Origin of the sequence: Frankia sp. ACN1ag (assembly GCF_001414035.1) — a bacterium.
In the GTDB taxonomy this organism is placed as follows: domain Bacteria; phylum Actinomycetota; class Actinomycetes; order Frankiales; family Frankiaceae; genus Frankia; species Frankia torreyi.
This window is the reverse complement of sequence record NZ_LJPA01000024.1, coordinates 86,490-99,025: the sequence shown is the minus strand read 5'-3', so window position 1 is coordinate 99,025 and position 12,536 is coordinate 86,490. Positions and strand designations below refer to the sequence as shown.

Sequence of the window (12,536 nt, the reverse complement as noted above, 5' to 3'; positions counted from 1 at the left end):
GGCCTCCACGCGGTGCCGCATCAGCACCTGCGCCGGGCCCGCGAGCCTGTCGCGAGTTCCGCGCCGCGAGTTCCGCGCCGCGAGTTCCGCGCCGCGGGTGTCGGGCGGGTCGCGCCGCCGACGTGGCCGATTCCTGCCGATCCATCGTCGTTCGACCGTTGACATGAGCTGCGTCACATCTTAAAGTAAGTAACTGTTCATTTACTTCCTCGCAGTTGCCGAACGATGCCGCCGGATGTGGCGCGCCGGGGGACCGGACGCGCACCGCAGCGGGCGCACCCTCGAAGGAGGAGATGAGTTGACCATCCACGCCGAACCAGAAGCTCCCGGGCGGGCGGCGCCGGCCTTCCCCCACGCGATCACCGATCCCTCGCGCGTACCGGTCGAGCGGTACTTCGACCGGGAATTCGCCCGGCGGGAGAAGGAGAAGCTGTGGCCGCACGCCTGGCAGTTCGCCTGCCGACTCGACGAGATATTACGCCCCGGTGACTTCACCGAATACCGCATCAACGACCAGTCCATCCTCATCGTGCGGGAGAGCGCCGACACCGTGAAGGCGTACTTCAACGCCTGCCGGCACCGGGCGACCGCGCTGGGAAACGGCACCGGCACGTTCCACGGTGGCCAGATCGTGTGCCCCTACCACGGCTGGCGGTGGAATCTGGACGGGTCGAGCTCCTACGTCTACGCGCGACGCGGTTTCGCGCCGGACTGCCTCGCCCCCGACTCCCTGCGCCTGCGCGAGTGCCAGGTCGGGACCATGTTCGGGCTGGTCTTCATCAACATGGATCCCGCGGCCCCTCCGCTGGCCACGGCGATGGCCGGAATCGCGTCGACCCTGGCCCCGATCGGGTTCGAACGGATGCGGGTCCGCTGGTGGCGCCACCTCGTTCTTCCGGCGAACTGGAAGATGGCGCAGGAGGCCTTCATGGAGGCCTACCACATCATGCAGGCGCATCCGTCGCTGAGCATGGGCGCNGCGGACGACGACTACGACATCGACGTGCTCGGCGGCAACTTCGAGTGCTTCGCCGGCGGGCATGCGCACCTGCGGCCCAGTGACGGTTCGGTGCCCGTCCCCGGCATGTCCGTGGCCGACTACTTCACCCAGTTCAACAATGCGCTGTACGTCGGGACCGACGCGTACGCGACCGATCGGGAGATGTTTCTCCAGCAGAGCCTGGCGAAACGCGACATCGACCCGGACGAGTACCCCATGGCCTTCTTCGGGGCGCTCTACGAGTATGCCGCCGGCGCCGGCATCCCGCTCCCGCCGCCGGCCACCGACACCACCGGCTACGCGCACATCTTCCCGAACATGACGGTGCTCCCCGCGTACGGGAACTCCATCATCTACCGGGTGCGGCCGAACGGGGACGATCCCGAGTCCTGCCTGTTCGAGGTGTGGGCGGTCCAGATTCCCGCCGACGGCGACGACGAGCCCGACCCGCCGGTTCTCGAAGGCCCGATCGCGATCGAGGACTGGCCGCAGATCTTCAAGGAGGACTTCCAGAACATCTCGGCCCAGCAGAAGGGCGTGCACACCCAGGGTATGCGCGACCTGGTCCTCTCCGGCCGGTACGAGTCGATGATCGTGAACAGCCATCGGGTGATCGACGAATACCTGTCCCGATGACGCGTCGCCCGTCGCGGGTCCGGGTCGAGCCCGCCGGGATCGACCTGCAGGTCGGGGTGGGGGAGACCGTCTTCGCCGCCGCGCTGCGCACGGACCTGACCTGGCCGACGATCTGCTACGGCCAGGCCCGGTGCACCGCCTGCGCGCTGCGGGTCATCGACGGCCACCAGAACCTCGTCCCGCCGGATTCCGTCGAGCAGGGTGTACTGCGCCAGCTCGCCAGCCGACACGGCAGGCGGTCCAGCCGCGACACCAGGCTGGCCTGCCGGCTCACCGTCACCGGCGACGTGACGGTCGAGAAACGGGGCGTCCGACCGAATTCCCAGGACGCCCCGGACGACGGTTCCGTGGTGGCACCGGCGCGGACCGCGGCCACCCTCCCCGAACCGGAAAGCCTGAATCCCTGACAGTCGTGCCGGAGCTCACCGAGGGAGTGCTCCGGAACCGAGGAGCGAGCATCCATGGATTCATCTGAACCGGCCCACTTAGCTGAGCCGACCCACTTATCTGAACCGGCCCACTTAGCCGAACCGGCCCGCTTGTCCGCGACCGCTGGTTCCGAGACAGCCGCCGGCGAGACAGCCGCCGAGAAAGCCGCCGAGACTGCCGCACAGAAAGCCGCCGAGACGTTTGACGTGGTCGTGGTCGGGTTCGGCGGGGCGGGGGCGTGCGCGGCGATCGCGGCCGCCGAGCGCGGCGCCTCCGTCGTCGTCCTGGACCGTTTCTACGGCGGCGGTTCGACGGTGCACTCGGGCGGCGTCGTCTACGCCGGCGGTGGCACGGCCCAGCAGACCCAGGCCGGGGTCACCGATACGGTCGAGGGCATGTACGAGTACCTCCGCCTGGAGGTCGGCGACGCCGTCTCCGCCGAAACGCTGCGCCAGTTCGTCGAGGGCAGCCGGGAGATGGTCGAATGGCTCGGCCGGCAGGGGGTCGAGTTCGAGGGCAGCCTGTGCCCCTACAAGACGTCCTACCCGACGAACCGGCATTACCTCTACTACTCCGGCAACGAACTGGCCTCCGGCTACGCCGACGTCGCGCCCCCGGCGCCGCGGGGGCACCGTACCCACGCGAAGAACTTCTCGGGGGCGACCTTCTACGGCCGGCTGCGGGATTCGGCGCTGCGCCTGGGAGTCACGTTTCGCCCGCTCGCCGAGGCCCGCGGCCTCGTCGTGGAGAACGGCCGCGTGGTCGGCGTCGACTACGACGCGCCACCGCCGGGACGCCAACCGGGCGGATGGCACCGGACGTACACGGAGCTCGCGGCGAAGGCCCACGTGTGGAATCCGGCGCTCGGGGCCCGACTCGGCGCGGTCGGGGTCGCCGCCGCCCGCCGGCGTTCGGTGCCCCGGCGGGTCCGGGCGACCGGCGGGGTGGTGCTGACCACCGGCGGGCACGGCTTCAACCGGGAGCTCGTCGCGCGCCACGCCCCCGCCTGGGCTGGGCTGACGGCGCTCGGCACGGCCGGCGACACCGGGGCCGCCCTCGACCTCGCCGCCACGGTGGACGCCGCCACCTCGCACCTGGAGAAGATGTCCGGCTGGCGGTTCCTCTCCCCGCCCTCGGACTTCATGCGCGGGATCGCCGTGAACGACCAGGGCGACCGCTTCGCCAACGAGCAGCTCTACGGCGCGACCTTCTCGGCGCCCCTCGTCGAGGAGCAGCACGCCCGCGGCTACCTCATCGTCGACGCCGAGACGTGGCGTCGGGCCCGGGGCCAGATCCGCACGCAGTCGGCGTTCTTCCACCTCCCCCAACTGGCCTACCTGTTCGGCCCCGCCGGCCACCGGCGCGCCGCGACTCTCGGCGAGCTGGCCCGCCGGGTGGGCATCGACCCGGCCGGTCTGGACAAGACGGTCCGGGAGTACAACGACACGGCGGCGGCCGGCCTGCCGGACCGGTTCGGCAAGACCGGCGAGTTCCACCGTGCGATCGGCGACGGCCCCTACTACGCGGTGGACGTCTCGGCCCGCACGTCGTCGCTCTACCCGTTCCCGTTCATCACCCTCGGCGGCTTGGTGGTCGACGGGGACAGCGGCGCGGTTCTGCGCCGCGACGCATCGATCGTGCCCGGCCTGTACGCCGGCGGTCGGGCGGCGGTCGGCCTGTGCAGCAACAGCTACGTGTCCGGGCTCTCCCTCGCCGACGCCGTCTTCTCGGGCCGGCGCGCCGGTGCACATGCGGCGGGCAGAGCCGGCCATTTCGGTCAAGCCGTCCATTCCACGCAGTCGGGCCACTCCGCGCAAGCCGGCGGCCATTCCAGTCAAGCCGGCCGTCCCGGCCACGCCGTTCACTCCAGGCAAGGGGAGCTCACGTGAGCATCTCGGCACCCCCGGACTCCGCCGACGCGGTCGACTTCTCCGCGTCGCCGGGGATCGACGTCCAGCTCGGCCTGTTCCGCACCGCCACCCGGATCGCGCGGTTCGACGAGAAGTACCGCTCCCTGATGACCAGCGGCGCAATCGGGGGCATGTACTACTCGCCGCGCGGGCAGGAGTTCGCCGCCGCGTCCGTCGCCGCCCACCTGCGTCGCGACGACTACGTCGTCACCACCTACCGCGGGTTGCACGACCAGATCGCCAAGGGTGTGCCGCTGCGCGAGCTGTGGGCCGAGTACCTCGGCAAGGCGGCCGGCACCTGCGCGGGCAAGGGCGGCCCGATGCACGTCACCGCGCCCGAGTACGGGCTCATGGTGACCACCGGCGTCGTCGGGTCGGGCCTGCCGATAGCCAACGGGCTGGGCCTGTCGGCCCAGCTTCGCGGCACCGACCAGGTCACCGTGGTCAACTTCGGCGACGGTGCGTCCAACATCGGTGCCTTTCACGAATCGTTGAATCTGGCGTCGATCTGGCGCCTGCCCGTCATCTTCGTCTGCCAGAACAACCAGTACGCCGAATACACCCCGCTGCGCGAGGGAACGTCGGTCGACCGGATCGCGAAAAGGGCGGCCGCGTATTCCGTTCCCGGGGTCACGGTGGACGGCAACAATCCGATCGAGCTGTACAACGCCGCCGGCGCCGCGGTCGAGCGGGCCAGGTCCGGCGGCGGCCCGACGCTGCTGGAGGCGATGACCTTCCGGTTCTGCGGCCACATCATGGGCGACCAGCAGGTCTACATGCCCGCGGAGGAACTGCGGGCCGCCATCGCCGCCGACCCGCTGGTCCGCTTTCGGGCGCAGCTCGCCGTCCACGTCGGCGAGGACGAGCTCGCCGCGGTCGAACGCGCCGCCGCGGACGAGGTGGCGGACGCCTGGGAGTTCGCGCGGACCGCCGAGCTGCCCGCGGTGAGCGAACTGACCACCGACGTGTACGCGGACACCGCGCAGGACGGAGTGACGGCATGACGACCGCAGGGACGGCGACGCCCGAGACGGCCCGCACGCTCGGCATGGTGCAGGCCATCAACGAGGCCCTCGACGTCGCGCTGAGCACCGACCCGGCGGTCTTCGCGCTCGGGGAGGACATCCAGGAGCCCGGCGGCGGGGGGTTCGGCGTCCACAAGGGCCTGGGCGTGAAGCACGGCGCGCACCGGGTGCGCATGACCCCCATCTCCGAGCAGGCCATCATGGGCGCGGCCATCGGTGCGGCCATCTCGGGCCTGCGGCCGGTCGCCGAGATCATGCTGATGAACTTCGTGCACGTCTGCATGGACCAGCTCGTCAACCACGCCGCGAAGCTGCGCTACATGTCCGGCGGCCGGACCCCGGTGCCGCTGACCGTGCGCACCGCCACCGGCGCGGGCGGCGGCTTCGGCGCGCAGCACTCGGACATGCTCGAGGCCCAGCTCGTGCACGCGGCCGGGCTCAAGGTGGTGGTGCCGAGCAACCCGGCGGACGCCAAGGGCCTGCTGCTGTCTTCCATCTTCGACGACGACCCGTGCGTGTTCGTCGAGGTGACCGGGCTGTACTTCGCCGCCCGCGGCCCGGTGCCCGAGGGGGACTACCGGGTTCCGCTGGGCCAGGCGAACATCGCCCGCGCGGGCGATGACGTCACGGTGATCACCTACGGACGCCAGGTGGCCGACTGCCTGGCGGTCGCCGAGCAGCTCGCGGGCGAGGGGGTGGGAGTCGAGGTGATCGACCTGCGCACCCTGCAGCCACTCGACACCGCGACCCTGCTCGGCTCCGTCGCCCGGACCCGCCGGGCCGTGATCGTCCACGAGGCGGTGCGGCGCAACGGCTTCGGCGCCGAGCTCTCCGCGACGATCCACGCCGAGCTGTTCGGCCAGCTCGCGGCACCCGTCGTCCGGGTCACCGCGCCCGACACGCCGGTGCCCTACGCGCGGTCCCTCGAGGAGGCCTACATCCCGAGCCGGTCGCGGATCGCGGCGGCCATCCGATCCACGCTCTGACCGAGCCGGCGATCCGTGCACGGATCGGTGCCCCGGACCGTGCACGGATACCTGCACCCAACCGTGCGCCCAACCATGCGCCAAAGCAGGCACCGGCCGAGGGCCGCGAACAGTCGAAGGAGACACGCCCGGTGGCGGAGGAACTGCGCATTCCCCAGCTCGGAGTGACGATGACCGAGGGCATCATCGGCGAATGGCTCGCCGACGACGGCGCCGCCGTCGAGGCGGGCCAGCCGCTCTACGTCCTGGCGACCGACAAGACCGAGACCGAGATCGAGGCGCCCGCCGCGGGCACGCTGGAGATCCTCGGTGTGCCGGAGGAGACCTACCCGGTGGGCACCCTGGTCGGCCGCATCGAATGACNGCGGGGCACCCCTGCGCCGGATTCACGTCCGTCGTCAGACACGTCCGCCGTCAGACAGGTCAGGCGTCAGACAGGTCAGGCGTCGACGCGCTCGAAGGCGGAGACGCGCCGGTTTCCGCCTGGTCCGCTGCCCGCGCACGACGACCAGCAACTGAGGTGACCGTGACAACGACGTCAGCTGCGGCCGTTGCGTCCCGAAACCCGATGCGGGTGGGCCTGCGGTGCGACATGCGGGTGCCGGCCGAGTTCGGGCGCTCGACACAGGAGCTGTACGGTGCCGCCGCGGCACCACGGTCCGGGTGACACCCGTGCCGGTGCGGCAGCCGGGGCCGCCGGTGCTTCTGGGCGGCTCGTCCCGCGCGGCGGCCCGGCGCGCGGAACACATCGCCGATGGATTCGCGCCGATCGACGCACCGCTGATCGACTGATCGCGGGGTTCCCGCCCGGCCGGGCGGGAACCCCGCCGCGGTCTACCAGGCGGGGTGCAGCTCGCGGGCCCGGCAGAGGTCCTGGGCCTCGATCGTCGTGCCCAGCAGGGAGTCGGCGTCGGGGCTGTCCAGCAGCCAGCGCACGGTCGCGCCGATCGCCGAGGGGGGAGCGGCCCCGACGAGTTCCCGGCCGTAGTCGCGTACCGAGATCTCGTTGCGCTCGGTGGCGACGAAGCCGGGCTCGACGTTGAACACGCGCAGCCCACGCCCGGCGTATTCGGTGTGCAGGACCCCGACCAGCGGGTTTCCCGACGCCTTGCCGACGGCGTAGGCCAGCCCCCAGCCGCCCTGCCCGGCCGGGGCGGGCGGGACGAGCCACGCCGCGCCGGAGGTGATGGTGACGACGGCCCCGCCGCCGCGGGCGAGCATCGCCGGCAGCAGCGCGCGGGTGAGGATGACCGGGGCGATGCAGTGGGCCTCGAACATCTTCTCGTAGGCCTCGAGCGGGGTGTCGAGGAAGACGTCCATGATCCCGGGGCCGATGTAACGCCCGTTGTGGACGATGACGTCGACGCCGCCCCAGGTGTCGAGGAGGCGACGCGCGGCCGCCTCGACCGACGCCCGGTCGGTCAGATCGCACGGCACGATCAGGGCCTCGCGACCGCGGGCCTCGACCTCGGCGGCGGTCTCGGCCAGGCTGCCGGGTAAGGGTCGGGAATCGGTGTGGTGCACCGTCAGCGCGTTGTCGCGGATCTCGCCCGGCTGGACGGTGCGGGCCGAGACGGCCAGGTCGTAGCCGGCGTCGGCCAGGGACAGGGCGATCGCCTTGCCGATGCCCCGGCTCGCGCCGGTGACGAAGGCTGTAGCCATGGAACCTCCAGAGCAGAATTGGATCATCGTCAACCTATCGCCCTGCGGTGATCGCCGTCACGTCTGGCGGGGAGCCGGGCGACCTGCTGCGGCTGCTGGCGAGCCGGGTGCAGTTCCTGGTGGGCGCAGGGATCGCGTGCCCGGTGGCGCGACGACGAGCTGAGCAGGGTCGAGCGGCGCAGCTCGCCCGGTCCGAGCTGGTGTCCTGGACGACGCACAGCCGGCTGACGACCCGACCCCGGGGGCGGCCGACCTTGACAGGACGATCCGCTTTCGCCAGAATCGAATGTATGTTCGATCTCTTCGGAGTCCGGCCCCGCCTCGCCCCCGAGGGTCGCATCGCGCCCAAGAGCCACCTCGCGCCCAGGGGTCACGCCGCCCCTACGGATCATGCCGGTCCTACGGGTCGCGTCACGCCGGACGGTCGGATCCCGTCGCAGGTGGTCGGTCCCGGCGATGGCCGCCCGCTGTCGGACCGGGCGTCCTGCGGCCTCCCGCCGAGCGTGGCGCGGGTGGCGGCGCGGATGAGACTGTCCGCGGAGCTCCTCGCCGCCATCCTCGAGGTGGAGGGACGATCCCGGGCCACCCTCGACGACATGGAACGCGCGGACGCCCTCGCGGATGTCCTCCTCGCCCGCCGGCGGCAGCGGATCAACCGGCATCGCCCCGAGCTTGCCCGGACCGGTAATCCGTGACCACGGCCCGGCGGGCTGATCGCGGGCAGCCGGGCACGTCACCAGGGCACCACCCCCGCGTCGTCGAAGAAACCGCCGGTCGGGCCGTCGTCGGGCAGGGTCGCGAGCCGGATCGCGATCGCCGCGCCCTGCTCCGGGCTGCGGACGCCGCGGAAGCCGTTGAGGCCGGTCGCGGTGAATCCGGGGCACGCCGCGTTGATCAGGATGTTCGTGTCGTGCAGTTCCTCGGCGTACTGGACGGTGACGGCGTTGAGGAACGTCTTCGACGGCGCGTACCCGGACGGCCCCGGTCCGCCGGTTCGCGACCACACGCAGTTGCTGCAGCTCATCGCGCTCGGTCGCGCGTGCGCGATCCTGCCGGACTCGTGCCGAGCCCACCTGCGCGGCGACCTCGCCGCCGTGCCGGTGCTGGACGCGCCGACGGTTACGACGGTCATCGCGTGGCCACCGCACAGCCGCTCCAGAGCCGTCGCCGGCCTCGTCCGGACCGCGACGCGTCTCTAGCCAGGGCGGCCGGGCGGCCGGCGGGCGTTCCGAGCGGACCGGAGGAGGCGCCGGCCGGGCGGGGTCATTCCACGGGGTCGGCGGCAGGGTCGGCGGCGCCCTCGGTCAGCAGGCGGGCGAGGTTGGCGAGCCCCTCGACGGACTGCGCCCGCATCGCCTCGGCGAACGCGGGGCCCAGCTCGGGGAAGTCCACCGTCCGGCGAAAGCGGGTCCGTCCGTCGGCCAGAACGGCGAGGTCGTAGCCGATCCGCACCCGGCCGGCGTCGACGTTGGTGGTCAACTCCAGCCGGTGCGGACGGTCGCAGCCGACGATCGTCCAGGTCACGGTGTTGTCGACACCGGCGACAGTGACCTGCTCGCCGATTCGGTCGCCGAGTTGGGCCGGGCGGTCGACCTCCCCCGCGACACGTCGGGCGGCCGGGTGCCACCGCGGCCAGTACCCGGCCGTCGTGGTGAAGTCGAACACGGCCTCGATCGGCCGGTCGGTGACGAGCTCATCGCTTACCTGCGGCATGACAGCTCCCGAATGGCTGGTCAGGACTGAATGGCTGGTCAGGACCGAGTGGCTGGTCAGGACTGGGTGGCTTGGTCAGGACGGGGTGACGGGCGCCGGAGCGGGGGGCAGCAGGCGCAGGGCGGGGGGCATGCCGACCTCCTCGTAGAGGTCGGCGAGGCGATCGGGGGCGAAGAACTCCTCGCCGGGGTAGCCCCCGCCGACCATGGCGAAGAACTTCGCGCGGTAGGCCGGGCTGCGCGTCGCCGCGGACAGCGCCGCGTGCAGGAACGGCGGCAGCGTGAGTGCCGCCACGGCGACGGTGAACGCGAAGGTGCCCGCGCTTTCCCGGTCGCGTTGTGACGCGTAGTCCGCGACGGCCCCGTCGATCGGGGACTCGTCGGCCAGCCCTCGGTGCAGGGCCTCGGCGAGCAGCTCGGCGTGGCGGAAGGCGTCGGTGATGCCCCAGGCGGTGAGCGGGTCCTTGTGGTAGCCGGCGTCGCCGACCAGGGCCCAGCCGGGTCCGTGGGACCGGCGGTAGAAGCTGTCGGCGTAGCGCAGCCCTCGGAAGCGTTCCGTCCGCGTGGCGGCCTGCAGGTCCGCGCCGAACTCGGGCACGACGGCGGCCAGCACGGACCGGAAGCTGCCCTCGACGTCGGCTCGGAACTCGCCGTAGGCGTCCCGACGGCGCATGACCGCGACCATGGTGCGCCCGTCGTGGGTGGGGCAGCTCGCGAACTGCCGCCCGTGCGCCGTCCGGTTGTGGAAGCCCCAGTCGAGGCCGTCGAAGTAGGAGTAGTAGACGAACCCGCTCGCGGGCACGTCGCGGTAGACCTCCGCGCCCACCAGCCGGGCGATCGCCGATTCGACACCGTCCGCGCCGACGACGAACCGCCCGGCGAAGGCGTGCTCGGTGCCGTCGGAGTGGTATCCCCGGATCCCCGCCACCCGGCCGTTGGCGACGATCGTGGCGGTGACGGTGAAGCCCTCGATCACCTCGGCCCCGGCCGCGCGGGCCGCGTCGACGAGCAGCGCGTCGAGCACCGTGCGGCGTGGGCAGAGGACCTCGGTGATGCCGTCGATCGCCTCGGCGAAACCCTCGGCGTGGATGCCGTCGTAGGAGAAGGTCATGTGCCGCACCGGCGGCACCCCCGTCGCCCGCAGGCGGTCGAGCAGCCCCCAGTCCCGCAGCCGGGCGAGGCCCGTCTGGTGGATGAAGTGCGTCGACACGGTGTCGCTCGGGAAGGTGGCCCGGTCCACGACCAGCACCCGGTGGCCGCGGCGGGCCAGCAGCATGGCCAGCGGCGAGCCCGCGCAGCGCGCCCCGACGATGATCACGTCGTACATCGCTTCCTCGCTTCCTCGCTCCCTCGTCGTGCCTCAGCCGTACTGCTCGAGAACCCGGGCGATCACCGTGCGGGCGGCCGCGGGCAGGTCCCTCCAGCTCGGGTCGAGGTCATCGGCGAAGGAGCGCCGGTAGTCGGCCGGGCGCGTACGCAGCGTCGGGCTGTAGGCGGAGTGGAACTGGACGGAGAGCTTCAGCCCGGGTGCGCCGGCGATCGCCACCGGTCCGGCCCCCAGCGCCAGCGCGTCGAAGACCTGCAGTTCACTGCGGTCGGCGTGGTGCACGACGATGACCGCCCAGCCTGCGCCGCCCGCCGGATCGGGCACGTACACCGGCGACTCGCCCACCGTGCCGGCGGGGAACGACCAGGAGGACTGCTCCGTCATCGCCTCCGCGTCGAGGCAGACCAGCGAGGACGGGATCTCCTGGGACGGCAGCCGGTGCACGGGGACGACGCGCCAGGGGTGCGCGGCGTACAGGTCGACGATCCGGTCGACGAGCATCTCCGGGTCGCATCCCCAGTACGCCTGCCAGAGGTACCGGCCTCGTTCGAGCGCGCCGCGGCGCAGGTCGCGGCCGTACAGCAGGGTCGCCCAGTGCTGGTGCGGGGCCAGGAACAGCCGGCTGTCGCGGACCTCGCCCGTCCGACCGTCGATGACGTAGCGCCCGACGGGCGAGGCGTCGACGGGCGCCGAGATGAACCCGTGCAGCCCCGGGGCGAGGGCGGCGCCCGACCGCCAGACCCGGTCGGTGGCGGCCAGGCTGTAGTTGAGGTCCCAGCCGTTGGAGTGCGCGATGTACAGCGTCACGTCGTCGCCGTCCTGACGGTAGTCGGCGAAGTGGTGGAACGACTCGTAGGGGACGCGGGCGTGGGTCACCGGGACCGTGCGGCCACGCCGGGCCGCCGTCAGGTCCCGTTTGGCGACGAGGTAGATGTCGGTGAACGGCAGGTGCGGCTTCGTGCGGTTGCGGCCGGCGACGCTGCCCGGCTCCTGCTGGAAGCCGATCTCGGTGACGATGACGTAGTCCTGCGTCACCGTCACCTCGTGGACGCCCTGCACGAGATGCGCGCCGGGCACGCACCACGTCTCCACCGCCCCGGCGCCGTCCCAGCGCGCCACCCACAGCGTGCCCTCGACGTCCGTCGTCGACGTGCCCTGCGGGCGCAGCCGCGTATTGCACCACCACATGCAGCCCTCGTCGAGATCCTCGACCGGATGGGCCGCCGTCCGCACCCCGGCGAACAGCGGGTGCGCCGCCACCTCCGGATACTCGTCGACGCCCCCGAGGAAGCTGTGGAAGTCGAGAGTGATCGGGTCGACCTCGACCGGGCGCTGGCTGATGCCGGTGAGGATCAGCCGGTCACCGAACAGGTGCGGGGCGACGTTCGTCAGCGACGGCCGCGCACCGAGGGTGAGCGCGGCGAAGTCCGCGGCCGGCAGGGCCTGGCGCAGAGCGGCGAACAATGCCAGGTCGGGGGTGCGCACCCGGCTCGTCCGCCAGTGCCGGGCGCCAAGATCGACGTGGGTGAGAATCCCCGGTCCGGCGAACATGAAGCCGACCTCGGTCGGCTGGGCGGGGCCGATGAGATACAGGTGCCCGGCGAGGCCGGCCGGCCATCGGCCCGCCGTCACGGTCAGGCCGAGGTCGTAGTCGGCGCTCGTCTCGAGGGCATGGTGAAGAGCGTGGCCCACGGTGTACCCCTTCGCCGGGTGGCGTGCGGCAGCGCGCCGTCCGCGAGCCGCCCCGCGCCGGGTGCGGCACGCGCGGCCGACGGTCGGCGTGCCCCGACGCTACGACCCGCCGCCGGGTCCGTCCGGTGCGGATCAGGGTTTCCAACCGTGCCATAGG

11 protein-coding genes and 3 pseudogenes are annotated in these 12,536 nt (G+C 72.1%); 9 read left to right on the top strand and 5 right to left on the bottom strand.

Going from position 1 to position 12,536, the window contains the following annotated elements; all coding sequences use genetic code 11:
• Positions 1-235: 235 nt before the first annotated feature.
• The 7 genes and pseudogenes from UK82_RS39080 to UK82_RS20830 form a co-directional block, all read left to right on the top strand.
• A pseudogene (locus UK82_RS39080) lies at positions 236-978 on the top strand (aromatic ring-hydroxylating dioxygenase subunit alpha); the annotation flags it as partial.
• A 1-nt stretch (position 979) separates the two neighbouring features.
• A partial coding sequence (locus UK82_RS39075; RefSeq protein ID WP_304438065.1) for an SRPBCC family protein occupies positions 980-1,636 on the top strand: 657 nt, incomplete at its 5' end.
• A complete protein-coding gene (locus UK82_RS20850; protein ID WP_044884993.1) occupies positions 1,633-2,043 on the top strand; it encodes a 2Fe-2S iron-sulfur cluster-binding protein in 411 nt (136 codons plus the stop codon). The genes UK82_RS39075 and UK82_RS20850, both read left to right, overlap by 4 nt.
• Before the next feature lie 54 nt (positions 2,044-2,097).
• Entirely contained in the window at positions 2,098-3,954 is a 1,857-nt protein-coding gene (locus UK82_RS20845; RefSeq protein WP_255354331.1) for an FAD-binding protein, read from the top strand.
• Positions 3,951-4,979 carry a thiamine pyrophosphate-dependent dehydrogenase E1 component subunit alpha gene (locus UK82_RS20840; RefSeq protein ID WP_082121835.1) on the top strand — a complete coding sequence of 343 codons (1,029 nt, stop codon included), beginning with the start codon at positions 3,951-3,953 and terminating at the stop codon, positions 4,977-4,979. Before UK82_RS20845 ends, UK82_RS20840 begins: the two co-directional genes overlap by 4 nt.
• On the top strand, positions 4,976-5,986 hold the full coding sequence (locus tag UK82_RS20835; protein ID WP_044884992.1) for an alpha-ketoacid dehydrogenase subunit beta: 1,011 nt from the start codon (positions 4,976-4,978) through the stop codon (positions 5,984-5,986). Before UK82_RS20840 ends, UK82_RS20835 begins: the two co-directional genes overlap by 4 nt.
• Positions 5,987-6,117: 131 nt before the next feature.
• Complete coding sequence (locus UK82_RS20830) at positions 6,118-6,348, top strand: lipoyl domain-containing protein (protein WP_044884991.1); 231 nt, start codon at positions 6,118-6,120, stop codon at positions 6,346-6,348.
• Positions 6,349-6,820: 472 nt separating this feature from the next.
• Here the strand turns inward: UK82_RS20830 and UK82_RS20825 are convergent, their stop codons facing one another.
• Complete coding sequence (locus UK82_RS20825; RefSeq protein ID WP_044884990.1) at positions 6,821-7,648, bottom strand: SDR family oxidoreductase; 828 nt, start codon at positions 7,646-7,648, stop codon at positions 6,821-6,823.
• A gap of 524 nt (positions 7,649-8,172) precedes the next feature.
• On the opposite strand from UK82_RS20825, the gene UK82_RS20820 reads away from it, so the two are divergent.
• Positions 8,173-8,343, top strand: a complete 171-nt coding sequence (locus tag UK82_RS20820) for a hypothetical protein (RefSeq protein ID WP_370657147.1) — start codon at positions 8,173-8,175, stop codon at positions 8,341-8,343.
• Between the two features lie 38 nt (positions 8,344-8,381).
• Here UK82_RS20820 and UK82_RS20815 read toward each other — a convergent pair.
• A pseudogene (locus tag UK82_RS20815) lies at positions 8,382-8,627 on the bottom strand (SDR family NAD(P)-dependent oxidoreductase); the annotation flags it as partial.
• On the opposite strand from UK82_RS20815, the pseudogene UK82_RS20810 reads away from it, so the two are divergent.
• Positions 8,608-8,847: pseudogene (locus UK82_RS20810) on the top strand (LysR family transcriptional regulator); the annotation flags it as partial. The pseudogenes UK82_RS20815 and UK82_RS20810 sit on opposite strands and share 20 nt — an antisense overlap.
• 64 nt (positions 8,848-8,911) lie before the next feature.
• Here the strand turns inward: UK82_RS20810 and UK82_RS20805 are convergent.
• The 3 genes from UK82_RS20805 to UK82_RS20795 form a co-directional block, all read right to left on the bottom strand.
• Positions 8,912-9,361 carry an SRPBCC family protein gene (locus UK82_RS20805; RefSeq protein ID WP_055408837.1) on the bottom strand — a complete coding sequence of 150 codons (450 nt, stop codon included), beginning with the start codon at positions 9,359-9,361 and terminating at the stop codon, positions 8,912-8,914.
• A 75-nt stretch (positions 9,362-9,436) separates the two neighbouring features.
• Entirely contained in the window at positions 9,437-10,687 is a 1,251-nt protein-coding gene (locus tag UK82_RS20800; RefSeq protein WP_055408835.1) for an NAD(P)/FAD-dependent oxidoreductase, read from the bottom strand.
• Between the two features lie 33 nt (positions 10,688-10,720).
• Complete coding sequence (locus tag UK82_RS20795; RefSeq protein WP_044884986.1) at positions 10,721-12,379, bottom strand: carotenoid oxygenase family protein; 1,659 nt, start codon at positions 12,377-12,379, stop codon at positions 10,721-10,723.
• Positions 12,380-12,536 lie beyond the last annotated feature (157 nt).